Raw genomic sequence first — 19,908 nt, forward strand, 5'->3', positions numbered from 1 at the left:
CAAATGCACAGTGATCCGATAGCGGATATGCTTACGAGAATACGAAATGCCGGCACGGCAAGACTGAATTATACCAATATAAAGAAGTCTAAAATATGCCTGGGCATTGCGAATGTTCTGAAAAGCGAAGGATACATTACCGGCTTTGAAACAATAGATGACGCAACCGGTCAGGGCCTTATCAGAGTGGAACTGAAGTACACTATGGAAGGTATGCCGGCGATAACTGAAGTTAAACGAATAAGCAAACCGGGCAGAAGGCTTTACGGCTCTGTTGATAAACTGCCGCATGTTTTGAACGGCATGGGTATAGCGATAGTAACAACAAATAAAGGCATTATGACTGACGGACAGTGCCGCAAGGACTGCGTCAGCGGCGAAATACTTTGTACGGTGTCCTAATGAGTCGAATTGGAAAAAAAGCAATAGATATACCATCTGGAGTAAAGATTGAATTCGCGGGCCAAACTGTAAAGGTTAGCGGTCCCAAAGGCAGTCTTGAACTTCAGAGAAATCCGAAAATAACAGTTAAGCTCGATGACAGCGGTAAAAAAATAGTAGTAGATAATACCGCACCTGAAGGCCGACTGGAAAAAGCGATGTTCGGAACAACAAGAGCATTGCTGAACAATATGGTAATCGGCGTCAGCAAAGGCTATGAGAAAAAAATGGAAATCTACGGAACAGGCTACAACGTAAAAGAGCAGGGCGGCAATCTTATATTGACTGTCGGCTATGCAAACCCCGCGAGTGTAGCGATTCCTAAAAGCGTAAAAGTAATTATAGACATACCTGCGACAAAAGGTAATGATACGCCGGCTAAGTTTACTGTTACAAGTTACAACAAACAGGAACTTGGTCAGTTCGCAGCAGTAGTAAGAAAAGTGAAACCGCCGGAACCATATCAGGGCAAAGGTATTCGTTATGGCGGCGAATATGTACGCAGGAAAGCGGGCAAGGCATTCGCCAGCGGCGCATCATCATAATTGGTAATGAACTTTTAGAGATAAATTGATATGCAGATTGACAGAATACAAAAGTCAAGAGTAAGAAGGAAGTTTCGAGTTCGCAAGAAAGTTCTTGGAACACAGGAAAGACCTCGTTTGAGCGTCTTCCGTTCGAATAAACATATTTACGCACAGATTATCGACGACATCGCATCGGTAACGCTTGCTTCTGCCAGCACACGCGGCAAAGTTGTTCGCGACGGCCTGAAAAAGACAGGCAATATCTCGGCGGCAAAAATAGTAGGCGCAGAGATAGCCAAACAGGCGATCGGCGTTGGGATCAAATGCGTAAAGTTTGACAGAAATCAATACCGCTATCACGGCAGAATAAAAGCTCTTGCCGACGCGGCCAGAGAAGCAGGGCTTGTATTTTAAGCAGAATTTGGAGATACCGAATTGGCAGAAGATATTAAACAAGTAACAGTTCAGGAAAATCCGCTTGAAGAAACGGTAATCAAAGTATTCCGTTGTGCCAAAGTGGTGAAAGGCGGCAGACGATTTAGTTTCGCGGCGATGGTTGCAGTAGGCGACCGTAGCGGCAAAGTCGGAATCGGTTATGCCAAGGCCAAAGAAGTACCAATGGCAGTCGATAAAGCGATTAAAGATGCGCGCAAGGCAATGCACAATGTTGTATTGAATGGTCAGACCCTTCCGCATCAGAGTATGGGCAAGTTTGGCGCAACAAAGATAAAACTGCTGCCGGCAAGTCCTGGAACGGGCGTTATCGCAGGCGCCAGCGCAAGAGCAGTGCTGGAACTTGCAGGTGTTCATAACGTGCTGACGAAAGTTTACGGCAGTACTAATACTAAGAATGTTGTCAGAGCTACAATGGACGGTTTATTAAAACTTCGCTCTTCGGAAACAATCGGAGAACTTCGCGGAGTTGCAGTAGAACCGGTGAAAAGGTGGTGAAGTTATGCAATCACATGAAATAACTTCAATAACAGGCGGAAATAAAAAACGTAAAAGAGTCGGACGCGGTGTTGGTTCTGGTCACGGCAAGACTAGCGGCAGAGGCCATAAAGGCAGCTTGAGCCGAGCCGGCGCGGGCGGTAAGCTCGGTTATGAAGGCGGTTCTATGCCGTTCTTCAGAAGACTGCCGAAACGCGGCTTCAATAATTTTAATTTCACCTGTAAATACGAAGTTGTAAACGTATCTCAATTGGATAAGTTCGATAACGGTGCAGTAATCGATGCAAAGGCGCTCTTCCAGGCAGGTCTTGTGAACAGCGTGAAAAGCAAAGTGAAAGTTCTCGGCGACGGCGAACTGACGAAGAAACTGCAGGTTAACGTTCATAAATACAGTAAAACCGCACAAGATAAAATTTTGAGCTGCGGCGGAGAAGCCAAGATAGTGGCGTAAGGGATTGATAAGGAAAACTGATGTTTAATGCTGTGACAAGTATATTTAAGATTCCTGATTTGCGGAATAAGGTGCTGTTTACGATAGCGCTGCTGATAATCTACCGCGTTGGATTTCATATTTCCATTCCGGGAATCGATGTACAGCGTATGATTGGTGCCGCTCAACAACAAGATAGCGACAGCCCAATCAGCAAGGCACTGGAACATTTGCAGATGCTAAGCGGCGGTGAGCTGCGGAAAAGCAGTTTGTTCGGCTTGGGCATTATGCCATATATTACGGCATCTATTATTCTGATGCTTCTCGGCGAAGTTTGGCCGGTTCTTAAAAAGCTCAAACAGGAAGGTCAGACAGGTTACAAAAAGATTCAGGAATATACAAGGTATCTGACCATACCGATATGCATAGTTCAGTCTTTGATGGTTGTGAAATTTATGAAAGGTTTCGCATATCAGGGACTTGAGCAGTGGACGGTTATTTTTGGTATTATTGGTATGACAGCCGGCACAGTCTTTCTAATGTGGCTCGGCGAGCAAATAGATGAATATGGTATAGGCAACGGTATAAGCCTTTTGATTATGGCCGGTATTCTTGCGAGAATGCCCGGTACAATCGCGGGCGTATGGACGAATGCAACGTTTACTGTCGGCTCCGGAGCAAGCGCAGGAACTTACGGCCCGGGTAAAATAATGTTTTTGATAGTCGCGTTTGTGTTTGTTGTGGCCGGTGCGATTCTTATTACGCAGGGACAACGACGTATTCCTGTTCAGCAGGCCAAGCAGATGCGCGGTATGAAAATGTACGGCGGACAAAGACATTATCTGCCGCTGCGAATAAATCACGGCGGTGTTATGCCGATTATCTTCGCGTCAAGTTTGATGCAGTTTCCGCCGGTGCTGTTTGCTCAACTGCTTTCGATTCCTAGTTTGAGAGAATCGAATGTGTTAGTGAACATCGCACAATCATTGCGTCCCGGTGCGTATGTGTATGAAGTTTTGTATATTATAATGATTATATTGTTCTCGTACTTCTGGACAACGGTACAGTTCCAGCCGCAGGAAATGGCGAAGAACCTTCGTAACTCCGGCAGCTTTGTGCCGGGACTTCGTCCTGGACACAGGACAGCGGAATATCTTGAAACAGTAATGGCGAGAATAACTTTTTACGGCGCAGGATTTTTGGCGATTATCGCGGTAGTGCCGACTGTAATCGCACAAATGCCAGGCCTTGATATTGACTGGCAGGTTGCGTCTTTCTTTGGCGGAACAGGTTTGTTGATTGTTGTTAGTGTATCGCTTGACCTTGTACAACGAATCGAAGCCAATCTTGTAATGCGTAACTATGAGGGATTCAGCTCGAGCAGAATAAAGGGAGCACGCGGATGGTAATTGTTCTTCTTGGTCCTCCCGGAGCCGGCAAAGGTACGCAGTGCAAGCGAGTTGCAGAAAAATATAAAATGGTTCATCTGTCCAGCGGCGATATTTTGAGAAGCAATCGCAAAGATGGAACAGAGTTAGGCAAAAAGGCCGCTGAATATATGGATAGCGGAAAGCTTGTGCCGGATCGGTTGATAATTGACATGATGGCTGGTGCAGTAGAATCAGCTAATGGCAATTGTGTTTTGGATGGTTTTCCACGCACAGTTGTTCAGGCAGAAGAACTTGACAAAGCTCTTGCTGCGAAGAACAAGAAAATAGACGCAATTGTTAATCTTGATGTTGATGACAGCGTAATTGAAAATAGAATGACCGGCAGAAGAAGTTGTCCTGCGTGCGGTGCGGTTTATCATATTGTAACTTTGAAATCAAAAGTTGACGGCGTTTGCGATAAATGCGGCGAAAAACTGGTTCAAAGAGCAGATGATAATCCTGAAGTGGTAAGAAACAGATTGAAGACTTATCATCAGCAAACAGCTCCGGTAGCAGGTTATTATTCTGATAACGGTCATAAAATAATAGATGTTGATTCGGAAAAATCTGTCGATGAAGTCACGAAAGCCGTGATTGGAAAGCTTGACAGTATTTCGGCAGTTAGATAGAAAAATGGCGATAACATTAAGAAGTCGCAGAGAAATAGAATTAATGAAAAAAGCCGGCGAGATTGTAGCCGATGTTCTTTTAAAACTGAAAGAGTCCGCAATAGTAGGCCAGACAACCGGCGAGTTGAATCGTATCGCAGAAAAAATGGCGGCAAAAGCGGGAGCGGAAACGCTTTTTAAAGGCGTGAGAAATCCTTATGGATATAAGCCGTTTCCTGCCGCGATTTGTACTTCGATCAATCAGCAGGTTGTTCACGGCATACCGTCGGATAAAGTAATACTGCAGGAAGGCGATATTCTTAGCATCGATTTCGGTGTCAGGCTTTTAGGTTATTGCGGCGATGCCGCAACGACGGTCGCGATAGGCAAAATCGACGAGCGGAAGCAGCATCTTATGGATGTAACTTCCAAAATGCTTGATATCGCAATCGAAAACAGCAGGGCAGGCAAAAAATGGAGCCAGGTTGCCGGGCTGATGCAGGAAGCCGCTAAATCGGCGGGCTTTTCGGTTGTTACCGAATTTGTCGGGCACGGCATTGGTACCCAAATGCACGAAGACCCGAAAGTGCCGAATTTCGTGAGCAGAGATCTTTTAAATGATGATATCCTTCTGCGTGAAGGAATGATACTTGCGGTTGAACCTATGGTTAATATGGGTACAAGTCAGGTGATTACTTTAAAGGATGGCTGGACGGTTGCAACAAAAGACGGCAAACCGTCAGCTCATTTTGAACATACAATTGCGATAACGAAGAACGGCTGTGAAGTTTTGACAACCAGGAATTGAGATTTCAAATTAAAATTTTGAAATTTAGCTTATGCCAAAAAAAGATGCTATAATAGTTGAGGGCAAAATACTTGAGGCCCTGCCAAACGCGATGTTCAGAGTTGAACTGTCGAATGGGCATGCGATTATGGCTCACGTTTCCGGCAAAATGCGAATGCATTTTATAAGGATTCTGGCAGGCGATAAGGTAACGGTTGAAATGTCGCCTTATGATTTGACTAAAGGAAGAATTATTCTGCGACATTAGCAGATACCCTTTAGGGTAGTAAATTCGGCGATTGAAGTGTAAAGTTATTTTAAAGCACTTACCCGCGGATTAACGCAAAAATTAAATTAGGATTAGTATATGAAAGTACGAACATCAGTAAAAAGAATTTGCGAAAATTGCAAAATCATACGTCGCAAGGGTGTAGTACGAGTGATTTGCTCGGCTAACCCTCGCCACAAACAGAGACAAGGCTAATTTTTTCGGAGAAACGAATATGCCGCGTATAGTAGGTGTTGATATACCGAATAATAAAGCGATTTTAATCGCGCTGACCTATATTCATGGTGTCGGGAGATTTACGGCTGCAAAAATTGTGAATGAGCTTGGTATTAAACCAGATTTGCCGGCTAACAAACTGACTGAAGACGAAGTCAGCAAGATAGCCCTAATCCTTGACCGTGATTATGCAGTAGAAGGACAACTAAGACGACAGGTATCCCAGGATATCGCAAGACTAAAAGATATCGGCTGCTATCGCGGTCTGCGACATCGTAAGGGACTGCCCGTCAGAGGTCAGCAAACACAGAGTAACGCCCGAACACGTAAAGGTAAACGTAAGACCGTTGCGGGCAAAAAAGGCGTAAAAGAAATACGTTCATAATACCCTTAGGGTAATAAAATCCCGCGATTGATGGGTAAGGTGTTATTTAAAAGCACTTATCCGCAGATTGACGGGAAAATTAAATCAGGAACAATATATTGAGGTATTAGTTCTAAATGGCTAAAGGCAAAATAAGAAAGAATGTTGCAAAGGCGATAGTTCATATCAGATCGACCTTTAATAACACGATGATAACAATCACCGATACGGAAGGCGATACCATCTGCCGCGATTCAGCGGGTACAGTTGGTTTCAAAGGCTCGCGTAAAAGCACACCGTTCGCCGCTCAAAGAGCAGCGGAAAAATGTGCCAACGCCGCCAAACGTTCGGGTGTTCGTGAGGTCGAAGTCAGAGTCAAAGGTCCGGGCAGCGGCAGAGAATCAGCTGTTTCAGCTTTGCAGGCAGCCGGCTTGAGAATTTCTTCAATCGAAGACATTACTCCAATACCTCACAATGGCTGTCGTCCGCCAAAACGCAGAAGAGTTTAGAAAAATGCTAAGGAGCAGATAAAAATATGGGTCGTTACTTAGGTTCATCCTGTAAATTATGCCGCCGCGAAGGTATGAAGTTGTTTCTTAAAGGCATTCGCTGCGAAACAAGTAAATGCGCAGTCGAAAGATGTCAGAAAAGTTTAGCTCCTGGTATGCACGGCTGGCGCCGCGGCAGGGCTACTGATTATGGCGTTCGTCTTCGTGAAAAGCAAAAAGTGAAAAGATTCTATGGCGTCGGTGAAGCACAATTTGTCGGCTACTTTGAAAAAGCTCAACATACTATCGGTAACTCTGGTGAGGTTTTGCTTACACTGCTTGAGAGAAGGCTTGATAACGTTGTTTATAAATTGAACTTCGCTCCTTCGAGAAAAGCTGCAAAGCAGATTATTGCTCACGGCCATATTTTGGTTAACGGCAAGAAAACTGATGTGCCAAGCTTTTTGGTGAGCATCGGCGATAAGATTACAATCAGAAATGCCGAAAGAAGCAAAAAGAGAGTCAGAGCACAGCTTGATACAAATTCCAATTTCACCGCGCAAGGCTGGCTCCAGCTTGATGTTAAAGAACCAATGGCGACAATCGTTGCTCTGCCGACAAGACAGGATGTACAGCTGGCAATCGAAGAGCAGTTAGTTGTCGAATATTGTTCTAAGTAATTTGTTCGATTTGATAAAACTTTTAAATAAATATTTACTAACCGGGCGGGTCGCAGATAGCGTTTTTAATGATAGGCCCCTGTCAAAATCGCTGAGAACATCTGCCCAATTTGGAGGCCAATAATGAGAATAACCTGGAGAGGAATGGAACTTCCGACGCGTGTTGAACTTGATAAACAGGTTTCAACAGATGGCTATGGTCTTTTCCGCATCGAGCCGTTCGAGCATGGTTTCGGAACAACGATTGGAAACAGCTTAAGACGTGTTTTGCTGTCTTCGCTGGAAGGCGCTGCTGTAACAAATGTGAAAATCGTGGGCGCTGACCATGAATTCGCGACAATGTCCGGCCTTAAGGAAGACATGACGGAAATTATTCTTAATGTAAAAAAACTTGTCATTAAGAAAACCAGTCCTGAAGCAAGAATTGTGAAAATTAGCACGGATAAGGCAGGCGTTGTCACCGCAGGACAAATTCAGTGTGATCCAACTATTGAGATTATCAACAAAGATCATGTAATCGCGACTTTGACAGATAATATTAAATTCTCGATGGAAATGACGGTTGAAAGCGGCCGCGGATATTCGCCGGCAAACGAAAGACTGGCGGCAGCCGACAGATTTGAACAGGAAATCGGTAAAGTTGAAATTGACGCAGTTTATTCGCCGGTAGTTCGGGTTAGGTACAAAACTGAAGATACCCGCGTAGGTCAAAAGACGAACTATGACCGATTGATTCTTGAGATATGGACCGATGGTTCAATTAATCCGGAGATGGCTCTTGTCGAAGCAGGTAAAATACTTCGCAAACACATCAATCCGTTTGTTCAGTATTTTGAATTAGGCGATGAAACAGTTGAAGAAACTGAAAGCGGTCAGGTCGAAGAAGAAAAGAAAGTCGACGAGCAGCTTAGTGAAAAATTAAAAATGCCGATTCAGGAACTTGATTTATCCGTCAGGGCAAATAATTGTCTTGAAGCAAGCCATATTGAGTCAGTATATCAGCTTGTAAAAATGACTGAAGCTGATCTGCTTAAGCTTCGCAGCTTTGGCAAAACCAGTTTGCGTGAAATCGTTCGCAAACTCACCGATATAGGTTTGTCTCTTGGTATGACGGACGTTGAATAAATTTAAATTAGATATGAGGTAATGAGCTATGCGTCATAGAATAGCAGGTGGACAACTTAATAGAACAAGCGCACACAGAGTTGCATTGCGGAGAAATCTGGCAGCTTCACTGTTTGAGCATGAAACAATAAGCACAACAATGCCGAAAGCAAAACACGTAAAGAGTTTTGTGGAAAAACTCATTACGCTTGCCAAAAAGGGCGACCTTGCGGCCAGAAGACGCGCGATAGCATTGCTGGGCAACCGCAATATCGTTGAAGAAGTTGACGGCGAAGTAAAGAAAAAAGGCACCGTGATTGGCAAACTTTTCAGCGAAATCGGCCCAAGATATCTTGACAGAGCCGGTGGATATACAAGAATTATTAAATTAGCAAAGACACGCCTTGGCGATAATAGCCCTCTGGTGCTGCTACAACTGGTTGGTCAGGAAAGTAAACCTGAAGCAGCGGGAAAAAGCGGCAAGAAAAAGGCATCAAAGAAAAAAACTTCTAAATCTGAAAAGACAGAAGAGTAAGAATTTCAATCTTTAGATAAATCGACAAAAATGGATTTTTGATGGATTGTATTTTTTGTAAAATTGTTGCAGGTCTAATTCCATCTGTGAAGATTTACGAAGATAAAGACGTGTTGGCATTTCTTGATATTGGTCCTTTAAGTGATGGCCATACGCTTGTAATACCGAAAAGGCATTACGCAAAAATTCACGAATGTCCCGCAGAATTGTTAGGGAAAATTGGTGCGGTTTTGCCGAAAGTTGCAGGTGCGGTATTTGGAGCGATGAACGCTGAAGGTTATAATGTATTGTGTAATAACGGCAGGGCATCCGGCCAGCTTGTTGAGCATATACATTTTCATATAATACCGAGAACTACCGGCGATGGCGTTTTTACGCAATGGCCTGCTAAAAACTATCCGGCTGGTAAAGTTGAGAAAATTGCGGAACAAATTAAAACCAAACTATAATTTGTGTTTTGGAGAATGGTTTGGTATATTGATAAAATGATCGCGGGGTAGAGCAGTCTGGTAGCTCGTCGGGCTCATAACCCGGAGGTCGTAGGTTCGAATCCTGCCCCCGCTATTTTGATAACTCAAGTAAAGTCAGTCACTTACGACTGGCTTTTTTTATGCGCAAAAGTTGAGGTTTTGGGTTTAGGCTTGTCCTAGGCTTGTTTTGGCTTGCCGAGCAAAGCGGTTGTCAAAGTTTGCTGCCTCATATTACAATGCACCTGCTCGACGCTGGTATGATGCCCTCCCTTAACCCGACCAATCGGCTCACCCGGAAATTATCTTGTTATAAATCGAGCTGGTTAGGCCTGCTTGTTTTGGCTAAAATTGCGGATGTTTTTTACATATTGAAGCAAGAAAATAGGTTCTGAACAGAAAATACGGTTCTTATCTTGCAATGAAAGGGGAATCGTCGTATAAAATATCTGCTTTAATGTGAAATTCACCGGAAATATGCAGGAGGCATTACGCCCAGAAACTTTGATAAATAATGTTGAATTTTCTAAGGGAAACTTAAAACATTGACAAGTGGTTTAGGTTTGGAGTTGATTCCTGATGGCAAAAAAAAATATCTATAAGAAGAGATTAAAAAAAAGTAGCATAGCCCAAAATACTATAAATGAAACTAAAATTGGTTTTGATTATGGTATTCGCCCTCAAATAATGTCGGTTGCAAACATAGAATTTGTTAATCTCTGGAATAAATCTAAATCTATGGCAATGGCATATACCGTTTTACCAAAATTAGACCTAAGAATAGGCATACCTTTGGCGGGTATAGTTTTTGAGCAATTTAATTTTGCAGAAAAACTTTTTAAATTAATGAAGTCTTGGATGGTTCCTCCAAATAATGAATCGGCTGTTGATATTTATTTTATAGAAAACAAAAAACAGAATAGTTATTATCTAATGATGGGAGTGAACCCAGAGCAACTTCTTATTAGAACCTTTGGAGAAGATTCTGAAAGAGATTTTTTGCTAATTGGTATGACGCTGTATGTTAGTCACAGATTTCCTTTATCAAATAACTTCAAAATTTTTAAAAAAATAGCTCAAAACAATGAAGTTTTAATTTGCCCGGTAAAGAGTGAATCGTACAAAGACTATCCAGAAGGTACTTCTGTCTATATACCAATAAGCCAAGATCAAATAGGTTTTTCAGAAGGTTTTATAAAAAAAGATGTTAAATTTTTGGAAAAAGATTCAATAGTAACTAAGCCACAAGATCAGTTCATTATTGATACTATAGACAAGATTGAGAAGAAAGAATGCAAGAAAGAAAAGCCTTTAGTCCCATTGATACCAAAACCAGAAGAGGTTGGAGCTTTTCGGGAAAGACAGTTAAAACGTTTTCACACTGTGACTACTGCACGATTATCTTTTAATCAGTCTTTTAATAATATCAGAGACACGCTAAAAGATAGATACTCCGAATGGCAGATCATACAGGCTGCATGTAATCTTTATGTAAGAGGCAACTGGCCTGCGTATGGCTATGGCAAAAATGTAGATATGATACAAATATATCAGAAGTTAAGGAATTCTACACAAGATGCGACTGAAAGTGCCATACTAGCCTTCAAGTTCGACGTTAAAGATTTAAAAAAGCAAATCAAGAACGATATAAAATATCTACATTCCTGTGTGTGCCCAACTTCTCAAAAAGAACCTGAACAAGAATTAAAATCAAAAGGATATTTATAGTGGATATCCCAATAATATCACCTTATCAAACACCTATGGTTTTTATCAGTAGCCAAATAGGTGTTTTTTCGCAAGAAAGAAAAGAATTAGCTAGGCTAATTAAAGCTGAATTAAAGTTTAATACATTTTTATTTGAAAGTATGTCAAGGCCTCATCCAGCAAGAGATGTATATTTAGCTGGGATTGAGCAGTCACAAATATTCATAGGAATTTATGGCAATGAATATGGCTGGGTTGATGAAGAAAACGGTATGGAAATTTCTGGCATACATGACGAATTACTTGTAGCCAAAAGCATTAACAAACGACGTTTTGCATTTATTCTAAATTCAGAAAAAAGGGATAGTCGTTTAACCGAATTAATAAAAAACGAAGTTTATGATGAAACTGCAACATTATTTGATAATGCAGAAGAACTTTATAAAAAAGTCATAACATCTCTTAACACTTTTGCATTTGAGTGTATTTTCGCTGGTTCAGAAAGCTATGAAAAAATACCTGATTATGCTAGTGATTTAATAGAAAGATATAACTCAAAGTATATAATTGAAACATTATTCTATCGTAATGAACTAAGTTCTACGATAGAAAATAATAATAAAGTATATCTTTATGGGGAGCAAGGTTGTGGCAAAACGGTTGCCTTGTTGTTGACCGCAAAAAAACAAAATGCTATTTATATCTCACTTCGTAATCGGTCATTATCAAACGTATTAGGGTATATCACAAATAAGATATTAAACATATTAGGGCACAGTAGTTATAAACATACATCTATCGAGGATACGTCAAGAAAATATGAACAACTCTTAAGAGTTAATCAAGTATTATTGATGATAGATGATGTTGATCAAAACCCTGAAGTGGCAAAATATTTGTTTGGTTTGGAAATAGGAAAATCGAAAGTTATTTTCTCTGGTCGTAAATGTATTTCTGATTTTGATGCAGTTTCTGTTAAGTGCACTGGGTTTACGACCGAGGAATCCAAAGAGTATATCTCAAATATTGTTACACATCCCAATAAAATATTTCAGAATGAAGCTATTGAAAAATCAAGGGGTAATCCACAATATCTAGCATATTATTGCAATAATTCTAATCAAAAACCAGCAGACTCTTTAGAATCATATCATGAACAGATTTATGCTCAATTATCCCCACAGTCACAAGAAATTCTAGCTGTTTTGTCAATTTCTGAAACAATTTTGAATATTGATAAAATTGCAATAATTCTTTCTAAATATAGAAAGCAAACTATTACACCCATTGCTTTAAGTAATGAACTAAAAAATATAGATTTCCTTATTGCTTATAAAAAAGATATGGTTTCAATTTTGCACCCTGCTTTTAGCGAATACGTTTCTCAGAAACTTACAAGTTCCGGTGTTTCCTCCGGTATTCATATTGCAATTTCTGAAATCTATAATGAACTGTATGAAGTACACTTAAAAATTTACCATGTAGTTTGTGCTGGTGATGGGGAAAAGGTATATTCTGATTTGCCAAACGCAGAATTGAATGCTTATCTGTCTGGATTTATTCGTATTGCCCGTAAGTTGTTCACAGAGGACATTTTAATTTCTCGAAGAAAAGAAGAGCTATTCAGACTTGGTTATGCCCTGTATAATGCTGCGTTATTGAAAAGAGATCAGTTTGGGGAACTTGCAGGTTTAAACACATTATTACTTGCAGAAAAAATATTTGCGAAAGCGAAACGAAATGATTGGGTAAAGATTCTTAATTCAATTAAAGCTACTTTTCTTGTAAATTTAGGTCGCGGACGTGAAGCAATTGATATGCTCCAAAAACTTGCCACCCATTTTCACGATAAAGGATTAATTCACGAGGAAGCTGTAATTCATACAAATTTATCTTATGCGTATCAAAAATTGGGATTAATAGACAAAGTTGAATCCGAATGTCTAAAAGCAAAAGAACTTCATGAAACTATAGGTGATGATATTGGCGTGGCCGCATGTTTACAAAATATAAATATTGTTTATATGGCAACAAATAAATACGACAAAATTCTCAAAAATTGCAGGGAAATCCAAAGGTTTGCAAAAAAAATTGATAGTCCGAGGCTTGAAGCAGGTGCTCAAAACGGTCTGACTGCATATTATCGCCGAAAAAAACTTTATGATAAAGCGGAAGAAGCGGCCAGAAAATCTATTTCATTAGCAAAAGAGTTAAACGTTTTAGATTTGGTTGCTATAAACTATGGAAATTTAGGAAATGTTTTTAGAGACCAAGGTAAAATATCCGACGCGAAAGATTGTCATGAAAAAGTACTTGATATCGGCATTAAAATTAAGTCTAAATCTCATGTTGCACATGCAAAAGGAAGACTTGCTGAGGTTTGTGGAGATGAGGATGACGGAGGCTCTGCAATTAGATATGGGTATGAATCAATACAAATATGGAAAGAAATAGATAACGCCTATGAACTTGCATCCGAGAGTTGTAAACAAGCTGAAAGGATTCTTAAATTTGCTGGTTTTGATTGGAAAAAGTCTATTGCTCTTTATCAAGACTCAATTAAATATTATTTATCTGCTGGATTGAAAAAAGATGCTTTTAATTCTTATGGAGAATTGATTGATATTTGTAAAAAACATTTTGATAGGTTTCTTACTATAGAAAAAGTTAATGAAGCTTTGTTGTTGTTTTCTATGCCAGAATTTTCAGCTTTTGTGAATTCCATTTTGGAAGAGTTATTAAAATGGGATGATAAATTCCAGAAATGGTTAGATGTTAATTTTGTACTACAAAATTCGCTTAAGTGTATTTCTGAGAAATTATCCAAATCTGACTTATTCGGTTTAGTGAGAAACCTTACTGCAATTTTAAAGCTATTTGGTTCTAGTATTGAAAATAATTATCTAATATTAATAGAGCATTTGATTTCGATATACAAAAAAGAAAAATACGACCATTGCATTACAGCCATAGCAATAGCTATAGAACAAATTCCCATTAGCATAGGAGAAAAACATCTTACTTGCATTTTTGAAAAACTCAATGAAATAGATATAGCAATTTCTTTTAGGCATGGAAAATGGCTTGATGATCAGTGGTTAGTGTGCTTTGATGTACAGAATGCTCCAATTGTAGATATTCGTTCAGGTAATACAATAAATGAACGTATAGCAGCAGCATTAGTTGCTATTCTTACATTAAGATTAAAGAAAAATCTTGAGGAATTAATTAGTATTCATGGGTGGAAGAGACTCGGATTAATCTTTCAAACTCTTGATGAAAATGAATGTCGAAAGCATGATACTCCAATGCCTAATTTTGAAAAAGATTTTCCTATTGTGATTTCTGGATTTGTAAAAGATGAATATCGTGATGGAAAGTTTACACCTATTTTAGTAGGAAGTAATTATATCGCCAGTTCGGATCATAAAAAATATCCAGACAATAGAAATATAATATGCTTGATTCTGCAATTAATTAATGAGATTGTTGCACATTTTACACGTGACTCTTATTCAGAGAAAAAACTAAAAAAGTTTAGAAGGGCATCTATTCTTGAAGTTTTTGATGTTAGCTATGAACCTAAAAAAATAACTAAGTGAAATGAATTGTTATTACAAAATAGTAATGATGAATGCTTAAAAAAAGGATAATAATCTAAATTGAAGATAAAGAATAATGCCCCGGAAAAGGACATGAGAAATTGTGTGTAAAATTAATAATTAGAAAACAATTGCGGTTTTAAATTGAGGTATATTTTATGGCTGACAAACAATACAAGATCAAGAAATTAGAGTTATCCATGTCTATGGTTGCAATAGTAATCAGCATCTTAGTGCCATATTTGGCTACAAAACAAGCTAACAAAACGTCGGAACAAGCTAACAAAATATCAGAACAAGCTAACGAAATGTCAAAGAAAGCAATGGAGATAGCAACACAAGCGAATGAAATTGCCAAACAGGGCAATTCAATAGCATTAGGAAGTAGATTTGAGATTCCAGAAGTGCGAATGCTATTGAGTGATACGGAAATTGACTTAAGTATGTTTGAAAAATATAAAAAGCAACCTATTAATCTTTACATTGAGAATGTTTCAAAAGTTCCTATATCTGGAGTAAGTGTCACCATATATGTTGCGTCAAAGTTGTTTTATTGTGAAATACATCCTGAAGACGCACTCGAGAATGTCAATCCTTTAGAATTTGAATTGCCATTTAAACAGGAAGTGTTGCCAAAAGGGTATGCAATTGCTGACATTCGGAAACCACTGTTTGAGTATCTCGGGAAAATATCCAAAGATTTTAAATATCAAGAAGATGTGTATTCTGGCTTAATGCACATGGTAGTAAAGCCATATAAAACAGGGTCGAGTTTGCCAATTCAACAGCCAAATCAGAAAAATAGTGAAGTTGATATAGGAATCAGATGTCGCGCAAAATCCTTTAATGAAGAAAAAGACTATATAGCATCATTAGGAATAAATATGCATTATTCTAATCGAGATTATGAAGGATCAAAATAAGGACTACCCCGGAAAAGGACTTGCGATCACAAAACCCAGGCGGACTGTTTAAAAGCCATAAACTGAGCCACCAAAAAGGCTCGGTAGCTTATATCGCTTTAGAAATCCCAATTACCGGCACCGCTTCATCAAGTTTGTTTACAGCCTGCCTGTTTGAACCCGGTACGATATGACCATAGACATCAACAGTTGTTTGTATCGAGGCGTGTCCCATTTGCTCTTTAACATAATGAAGCGATTCACCCTGTTGAAGTAACAGACTTGCAAAGGTGTGTCTGATGTCGTGAAATCGAATGCGCGGTACATCGGCTTTGTCCAGTATTTTATAGAAAATTCTATTTCGGAAGTTATCGCCGTCTAAAGGCTCACCAGTTCGATTAGGGAAAACGAGCCTAATAACATTATCCGGTTTGAATTTTTCCGATAGCTCATACCGTGGCAAACTCCCACTAAATTTTTGAACGAGAGAAGAGTAGTGTGCATATAAAGTTTGGTGTAATTGGTTGCTCATATCAATATAGCGGGTCTTATGACTTTTTGGGCTGGTAAAATGTCCATGCGTATAAGAACGCCTTACAGTAATCTGGTTTGCGTTGAAGTCAATATCTTCAAAAGCCAGTCCTAAAAGCTCTCCAAGCCTCATTCCTGTACGAAACGCACAAAGTAGAAGGGGATAATACTCTGGAGCTTCTTTTTGGGCAGCTATAAGAAATGTAGAAACCTGTTCTTTGGTCAAGAACTTCATAACTTTTTTGCAGTCGGTTTTTTCTATGAATTTGCCCATCCGTAAAGCAGGATTTGCTAAAATGATTTCACTTTCAACGGCGTGTGTGAAAAGACCGGATATTAGCGCTTTTATGTTTTTTGCTGTTTTAGGGGCGACCCCATTTTGCTGTTTTTGTAATAGAAGCTGTTTAACATCTGAGCGTTTTATCTCGTCGAGCCGTTTTCCTCTCCATACAGGATTTAGGTGCAGACGGATTATGCTTTCGTAGCCTTTCCACGTGTTTTGCTTGGTTGTAGTTTTAGCATAGCTCTGGATGTAGCTGTCAGCGTAACTGGAAAACTCAGGCGATTTGTTTTGATTATCCAAGTGTAATTCACCCTGTATGAGTTTTCTGCGAAGTCGAATTGCCATTGCATCTGCCAGCTTTTTATCGCCGATGGTCTTCTGTCTAATTTTTCCATTCTGGCAAATGAAAATTGACCACGGCATTTTAGGGCCTCGAATTTTTTGTCTAACAATAACGCCCATATTTTCACTCCATTCATTCCGAACTTTTTTGTTTGTTTAAACAAATATTTCCGAAATGACAAAACATATTTATTGTTTGGTAAGGATGTATAAACTTTATTTCCTCACCAGTAATTAGGTTAACGTATAAAAAAATATTTTTATGTTCCGTTTCCATTTTCAAAAACTATCAATTCTCTGGTTCTTGTTGATTTTAAACTGATGCTTGGCATTACATTACAATCAATTACCACATCAAAATGAGCCGATTAAAACAGGTGTATAGCTTTTCGAAATCATAGCCTTCTCATTATTTTGATGTCTTCTGGTCTATAACATCATTTTACGCATATCAAACAGGTGTTGCCGCACAGACATTAAAACAAGCCTACGGCAAGCTTTGGTAATCTTTTCATTTTCTAATCTAATTGTACAAATCGAATTAACATACATTGACCGACCGGTTTATTGCCCGACGTGAACAGCCAAAATAGTTATTATCAAAGAGCTTAGGGGGAAGCGGGGGAAGCCTTTTCGATAAACCATTGCGTGAAGGAGAACCCTAATTAAGTAAGTAATTAATTAAGAGTAATGACACAAAGGTTTACATTTATCGCTTCCCTTAATTCCCCCTGTTTTTAAATAGGTTTATTTTTTTTAGTTTTTCCAGAACAGTGATGCCTTTGAAATAATCGACTCCGTTAATGCGAATTTCTTCAATTTCAGGGAAATCGTCTCGAAGACGTTCATAAAAATTAGGTCGTGATAGAGGATGTTCTCCGATGTTTTTAGAATGCCAATATTCATATTCAGCAAAAATTTCAGAACGTTTGATTTTTGATTTATCGTCTAAACGACATGCACGATTGACAAAGGCAAGCACAGGGTTTAACGCTTCTGCGAATCGTTCCCTATATTCAACACAAGAAGGGGCTTCGAAAAGTTTCTTTGTTGTTTCGAGTTTTCTCCAACCTTCCAGTGCCCAGTTAAATATACCGGGTAATTCTTGGGTCAATTCCTGTGTGAGATTTTTATTACACTTATCTCCCAGAAAAGTTTGTTCAAATGTCAAAAAAACTGCTCGTCTTCTAAGTGCCTGCGTTTTGTCATTGAATTTCGGCAATTCATTTACTGAAAAAATATGTTTTGCAATTGGTTTAAATGTAACTGGTGTCTTATATTTGACATCTACGGTAATAGAATCATCACCAGTTAACAACTTCAGTATATTTGAATCGAGAAGTTTGCTCGTATTAATTTCACCGCACACATTGACTAACTTATCTTTTAATGTTACCAGAACAAAATCTTTTCCCATTTGTGTCAAAGATATTGCACATATATTTTCTTTGCCAACAAGCTCACTCAGTATTGAAAGGGTTACGCTTTTGCCGTTAGCACCACACCCCTTGAAAATCATGAATTGCTGGAGAAAGGTTTCGGTGGTAAGACAATATCCAAACCACTGTTGAAGGGTGATAATCTTGTCTTTGTCATCAGCAAAAATATCTTTTAAAAACCTATGCCATTTTAGACATTTTGCTTCTGGGGCAAATGAATATGGCAATTGATTTTTACTATAAAATTCAGGGGCATGTTTTTTTAATTCCCCTGTATCAATTTCCAACATACCGTTAAGTAGATTGATGTATCCGGGTGTTTGTTTGAAATCTTCATGGTTGACTGAAATAGAGTACATTAGAAGTTTTAATGTCTCGTCAACATATTTGGCCTTCGCTTTAACACCTAATTCACCCGCTGCAAATTTGCCGATTTCAAAGCTATCAAGTTCTTTCCAAAAACCCTGTGTTATAAAATGGTAAAAAACGCCTTTGACAAAAACAATTGGACTAAATCTTTGCTTAATCGTTTCCACAAGTTTATGTGGATGAAAAGACCTATCTTCAGGAAAATATTCATAACAAGAAGAGCCATCAGTATTTGATTCAGTTGCTTCTTCTGTTAATGATGATTTGTCTACAAAACTTTCATGTAATGATTTCCAAAGTTTCTCATGAGGATTTGCATTTTTTCTAAATTTCAGTTTTGTTTTGGCCATTATAAAAGTCCTTCAATAATTAAATCTCTGATATCTTTTCCCTGCTCTTCGTCTTTGTCCCATTTAAAAAATTTAAGTTCTTTGGCAATGCCAATAAGCTTATTTGCGATTCGGTTTTCGCCATTCGTTCCCGCTTGGTCATTGTCTTGAGCTATAAATATTATGCAGTCTTGGAAAAATTTGAGGAATTCATTGGGTAAATTACCAGCACCCATAACTGCTGTGATAATGCCTTGTTGCTTAGCTTTGCAACGTAACCATTCAAAAGCGATAGCGTCCCAAGGCCCTTCAAATATATATACTGGTTCCGCTTTTCTATGAGTGTTTGATAATTGCTGTGCACCGAAGAGACCCATTTTGCATCCCGGAGCGGAAAGCAATTTGCCACCAATTTTATATCTCAGGATGTTGTTGATTTTCCTCTTTGCATCCCGAACAGGTAAAGTATAAAAATTACCTGTCCAGCCAAAGTCATAGTCAGCGAAAGCCTCAGTCGGCAATTTTCTGTCTCTGGCTAATCGAGCGAGCGATTTGTCGTCAAAGTCCTTTGCCAAAATTGAAGCAAACTTGCTCATAAGTGTTAGATAGTTACCCTTTGCACTGCACTTTTTGCAGTCGTAAAGAATGTCGTTACTGTTTAAGTAAAAGTGTTTGTGCGCGTCTTCGCAAAATGGGCAGACACACGTCCACTCAGTACTCGAATTATCCAACACCTCAAGCCCCATCTCTTGCAGCCACCAAAGTTTTTTTTGAGTTTCTGTTTCCATTTTTTTCCTTTATAATTTGGATATTAAATTTTCAACTACTGTATCCACATTGATAGTTTGGACTTTGTGGGATGAAATCCAAGCCTGTATTTCTGGCCAATAAAATAAAAGTTTGCCGCGCACCTTGTAGGCAGGCAGGGGATTGTCTATGTCAGAAATATAATCTCGCACCGTTCTTGGTGAACAACTCAGGCGTCGAGTTAGTTCACGGAGGTCGATATAAAAATCAAAATTTTTATCTTCTAACTTTTTGTTCATGTTTGTTAATAACCAATTTGTTTATAACTTTTGAAGTTAAT

General features: G+C 39.1%; 22 protein-coding genes and 1 tRNA gene. 20 read left to right on the forward strand and 3 right to left on the reverse strand.

What is annotated here, in order from left to right; genetic code table 11:
* The first annotated feature begins 3 nt into the window (after window positions 1-3).
* The 20 genes from rpsH to LLF92_03340 all read left to right on the forward strand — a co-directional run bounded on the left by rpsH (window position 4) and on the right by LLF92_03340 (window position 15,549).
* On the forward strand, window positions 4-402 hold the full coding sequence (gene rpsH / locus LLF92_03245; GenBank protein ID MCE5340126.1) for a 30S ribosomal protein S8: 399 nt from the start codon (window positions 4-6) through the stop codon (window positions 400-402).
* Window positions 402-986, forward strand: a complete 585-nt coding sequence (gene rplF / locus LLF92_03250; GenBank protein ID MCE5340127.1) for a 50S ribosomal protein L6 — start codon at window positions 402-404, stop codon at window positions 984-986. The genes rpsH and rplF overlap by 1 nt, the downstream gene beginning before the upstream one ends.
* Before the next feature lie 30 nt (window positions 987-1,016).
* Window positions 1,017-1,382 carry a 50S ribosomal protein L18 gene (rplR, locus tag LLF92_03255; GenBank protein MCE5340128.1) on the forward strand — a complete coding sequence of 122 codons (366 nt, stop codon included), beginning with the start codon at window positions 1,017-1,019 and terminating at the stop codon, window positions 1,380-1,382.
* A gap of 33 nt (window positions 1,383-1,415) precedes the next feature.
* Entirely contained in the window at window positions 1,416-1,919 is a 504-nt protein-coding gene (gene rpsE / locus LLF92_03260) for a 30S ribosomal protein S5 (GenBank protein ID MCE5340129.1), read from the forward strand.
* A gap of 4 nt (window positions 1,920-1,923) precedes the next feature.
* Window positions 1,924-2,370, forward strand: a complete 447-nt coding sequence (gene rplO, locus LLF92_03265; GenBank protein MCE5340130.1) for a 50S ribosomal protein L15 — start codon at window positions 1,924-1,926, stop codon at window positions 2,368-2,370.
* A gap of 20 nt (window positions 2,371-2,390) precedes the next feature.
* Complete coding sequence (gene secY, locus LLF92_03270) at window positions 2,391-3,758, forward strand: preprotein translocase subunit SecY (GenBank protein MCE5340131.1); 1,368 nt, start codon at window positions 2,391-2,393, stop codon at window positions 3,756-3,758.
* Entirely contained in the window at window positions 3,752-4,408 is a 657-nt protein-coding gene (locus LLF92_03275; GenBank protein MCE5340132.1) for an adenylate kinase, read from the forward strand. Before secY ends, LLF92_03275 begins: the two co-directional genes overlap by 7 nt.
* A gap of 4 nt (window positions 4,409-4,412) precedes the next feature.
* Window positions 4,413-5,195, forward strand: a complete 783-nt coding sequence (map, locus tag LLF92_03280) for a type I methionyl aminopeptidase (protein MCE5340133.1) — start codon at window positions 4,413-4,415, stop codon at window positions 5,193-5,195.
* A 31-nt stretch (window positions 5,196-5,226) separates the two neighbouring features.
* Window positions 5,227-5,442, forward strand: a complete 216-nt coding sequence (gene infA / locus LLF92_03285; GenBank protein MCE5340134.1) for a translation initiation factor IF-1 — start codon at window positions 5,227-5,229, stop codon at window positions 5,440-5,442.
* A gap of 99 nt (window positions 5,443-5,541) precedes the next feature.
* Window positions 5,542-5,658: a 50S ribosomal protein L36 gene (gene rpmJ / locus LLF92_03290; GenBank protein MCE5340135.1), complete on the forward strand. Its 117-nt coding sequence runs from the start codon at window positions 5,542-5,544 to the stop codon at window positions 5,656-5,658.
* Between the two features lie 19 nt (window positions 5,659-5,677).
* Window positions 5,678-6,064, forward strand: a complete 387-nt coding sequence (gene rpsM / locus LLF92_03295; protein ID MCE5340136.1) for a 30S ribosomal protein S13 — start codon at window positions 5,678-5,680, stop codon at window positions 6,062-6,064.
* Window positions 6,065-6,180: 116 nt separating this feature from the next.
* Window positions 6,181-6,552, forward strand: a complete 372-nt coding sequence (gene rpsK, locus LLF92_03300) for a 30S ribosomal protein S11 (GenBank protein MCE5340137.1) — start codon at window positions 6,181-6,183, stop codon at window positions 6,550-6,552.
* Between the two features lie 26 nt (window positions 6,553-6,578).
* Complete coding sequence (gene rpsD / locus LLF92_03305; GenBank protein ID MCE5340138.1) at window positions 6,579-7,211, forward strand: 30S ribosomal protein S4; 633 nt, start codon at window positions 6,579-6,581, stop codon at window positions 7,209-7,211.
* A gap of 123 nt (window positions 7,212-7,334) precedes the next feature.
* On the forward strand, window positions 7,335-8,336 hold the full coding sequence (locus LLF92_03310; GenBank protein MCE5340139.1) for a DNA-directed RNA polymerase subunit alpha: 1,002 nt from the start codon (window positions 7,335-7,337) through the stop codon (window positions 8,334-8,336).
* A 40-nt stretch (window positions 8,337-8,376) separates the two neighbouring features.
* Complete coding sequence (gene rplQ / locus LLF92_03315; GenBank protein MCE5340140.1) at window positions 8,377-8,850, forward strand: 50S ribosomal protein L17; 474 nt, start codon at window positions 8,377-8,379, stop codon at window positions 8,848-8,850.
* Window positions 8,851-8,891: 41 nt separating this feature from the next.
* Window positions 8,892-9,299 carry an HIT family protein gene (locus LLF92_03320; GenBank protein MCE5340141.1) on the forward strand — a complete coding sequence of 136 codons (408 nt, stop codon included), beginning with the start codon at window positions 8,892-8,894 and terminating at the stop codon, window positions 9,297-9,299.
* A gap of 41 nt (window positions 9,300-9,340) precedes the next feature.
* Window positions 9,341-9,414, forward strand: a tRNA-Met gene (locus tag LLF92_03325).
* Window positions 9,415-9,896: 482 nt separating this feature from the next.
* Window positions 9,897-11,045: a hypothetical protein gene (locus LLF92_03330; protein ID MCE5340142.1), complete on the forward strand. Its 1,149-nt coding sequence runs from the start codon at window positions 9,897-9,899 to the stop codon at window positions 11,043-11,045.
* A complete protein-coding gene (locus tag LLF92_03335) occupies window positions 11,045-14,626 on the forward strand; it encodes a tetratricopeptide repeat protein (protein ID MCE5340143.1) in 3,582 nt (1,193 codons plus the stop codon). The genes LLF92_03330 and LLF92_03335 overlap by 1 nt, the downstream gene beginning before the upstream one ends.
* Before the next feature lie 158 nt (window positions 14,627-14,784).
* Entirely contained in the window at window positions 14,785-15,549 is a 765-nt protein-coding gene (locus LLF92_03340; protein MCE5340144.1) for a hypothetical protein, read from the forward strand.
* Between the two features lie 88 nt (window positions 15,550-15,637).
* Here the strand turns inward: LLF92_03340 and LLF92_03345 are convergent, their stop codons facing one another.
* The 3 genes from LLF92_03345 to LLF92_03355 all read right to left on the reverse strand — a co-directional run bounded on the left by LLF92_03345 (window position 15,638) and on the right by LLF92_03355 (window position 19,609).
* Window positions 15,638-16,804 (reverse strand): site-specific integrase, encoded by a 1,167-nt coding sequence (locus LLF92_03345; protein ID MCE5340145.1) that lies wholly within the window; start codon window positions 16,802-16,804, stop codon window positions 15,638-15,640.
* A 601-nt stretch (window positions 16,805-17,405) separates the two neighbouring features.
* Window positions 17,406-18,842: a phage/plasmid primase, P4 family gene (locus LLF92_03350; GenBank protein ID MCE5340146.1), complete on the reverse strand. Its 1,437-nt coding sequence runs from the start codon at window positions 18,840-18,842 to the stop codon at window positions 17,406-17,408.
* Window positions 18,842-19,609: a toprim domain-containing protein gene (locus LLF92_03355; protein MCE5340147.1), complete on the reverse strand. Its 768-nt coding sequence runs from the start codon at window positions 19,607-19,609 to the stop codon at window positions 18,842-18,844. Before LLF92_03355 ends, LLF92_03350 begins: the two co-directional genes overlap by 1 nt.
* Window positions 19,610-19,908: the final 299 nt, after the last annotated feature.

Source organism: Planctomycetaceae bacterium (assembly GCA_021371795.1).
Taxonomy (GTDB): domain Bacteria; phylum Planctomycetota; class Phycisphaerae; order Sedimentisphaerales; family UBA12454; genus UBA12454.

Coding starts and splice junctions, on each gene's coding strand:
- rpsH (MCE5340126.1), top strand. CDS start 4: ATGCACAGTGATCCGATAGCGGATATGCTTACGAGAATACGAAATGCC.
- rplF (MCE5340127.1), top strand. CDS start 402: ATGAGTCGAATTGGAAAAAAAGCAATAGATATACCATCTGGAGTAAAG.
- rplR (MCE5340128.1), top strand. CDS start 1,017: ATGCAGATTGACAGAATACAAAAGTCAAGAGTAAGAAGGAAGTTTCGA.
- rplO (MCE5340130.1), top strand. CDS start 1,924: ATGCAATCACATGAAATAACTTCAATAACAGGCGGAAATAAAAAACGT.
- secY (MCE5340131.1), top strand. CDS start 2,391: ATGTTTAATGCTGTGACAAGTATATTTAAGATTCCTGATTTGCGGAAT.
- LLF92_03275 (MCE5340132.1), top strand. CDS start 3,752: ATGGTAATTGTTCTTCTTGGTCCTCCCGGAGCCGGCAAAGGTACGCAG.
- map (MCE5340133.1), top strand. CDS start 4,413: ATGGCGATAACATTAAGAAGTCGCAGAGAAATAGAATTAATGAAAAAA.
- infA (MCE5340134.1), top strand. CDS start 5,227: ATGCCAAAAAAAGATGCTATAATAGTTGAGGGCAAAATACTTGAGGCC.
- rpmJ (MCE5340135.1), top strand. CDS start 5,542: ATGAAAGTACGAACATCAGTAAAAAGAATTTGCGAAAATTGCAAAATC.
- rpsM (MCE5340136.1), top strand. CDS start 5,678: ATGCCGCGTATAGTAGGTGTTGATATACCGAATAATAAAGCGATTTTA.
- rpsK (MCE5340137.1), top strand. CDS start 6,181: ATGGCTAAAGGCAAAATAAGAAAGAATGTTGCAAAGGCGATAGTTCAT.
- rpsD (MCE5340138.1), top strand. CDS start 6,579: ATGGGTCGTTACTTAGGTTCATCCTGTAAATTATGCCGCCGCGAAGGT.
- LLF92_03310 (MCE5340139.1), top strand. CDS start 7,335: ATGAGAATAACCTGGAGAGGAATGGAACTTCCGACGCGTGTTGAACTT.
- LLF92_03320 (MCE5340141.1), top strand. CDS start 8,892: ATGGATTGTATTTTTTGTAAAATTGTTGCAGGTCTAATTCCATCTGTG.
- LLF92_03330 (MCE5340142.1), top strand. CDS start 9,897: ATGGCAAAAAAAAATATCTATAAGAAGAGATTAAAAAAAAGTAGCATA.
- LLF92_03340 (MCE5340144.1), top strand. CDS start 14,785: ATGGCTGACAAACAATACAAGATCAAGAAATTAGAGTTATCCATGTCT.
- LLF92_03345 (MCE5340145.1), bottom strand. CDS start 16,804: ATGGGCGTTATTGTTAGACAAAAAATTCGAGGCCCTAAAATGCCGTGG.
- LLF92_03350 (MCE5340146.1), bottom strand. CDS start 18,842: ATGGCCAAAACAAAACTGAAATTTAGAAAAAATGCAAATCCTCATGAG.
- LLF92_03355 (MCE5340147.1), bottom strand. CDS start 19,609: ATGGAAACAGAAACTCAAAAAAAACTTTGGTGGCTGCAAGAGATGGGG.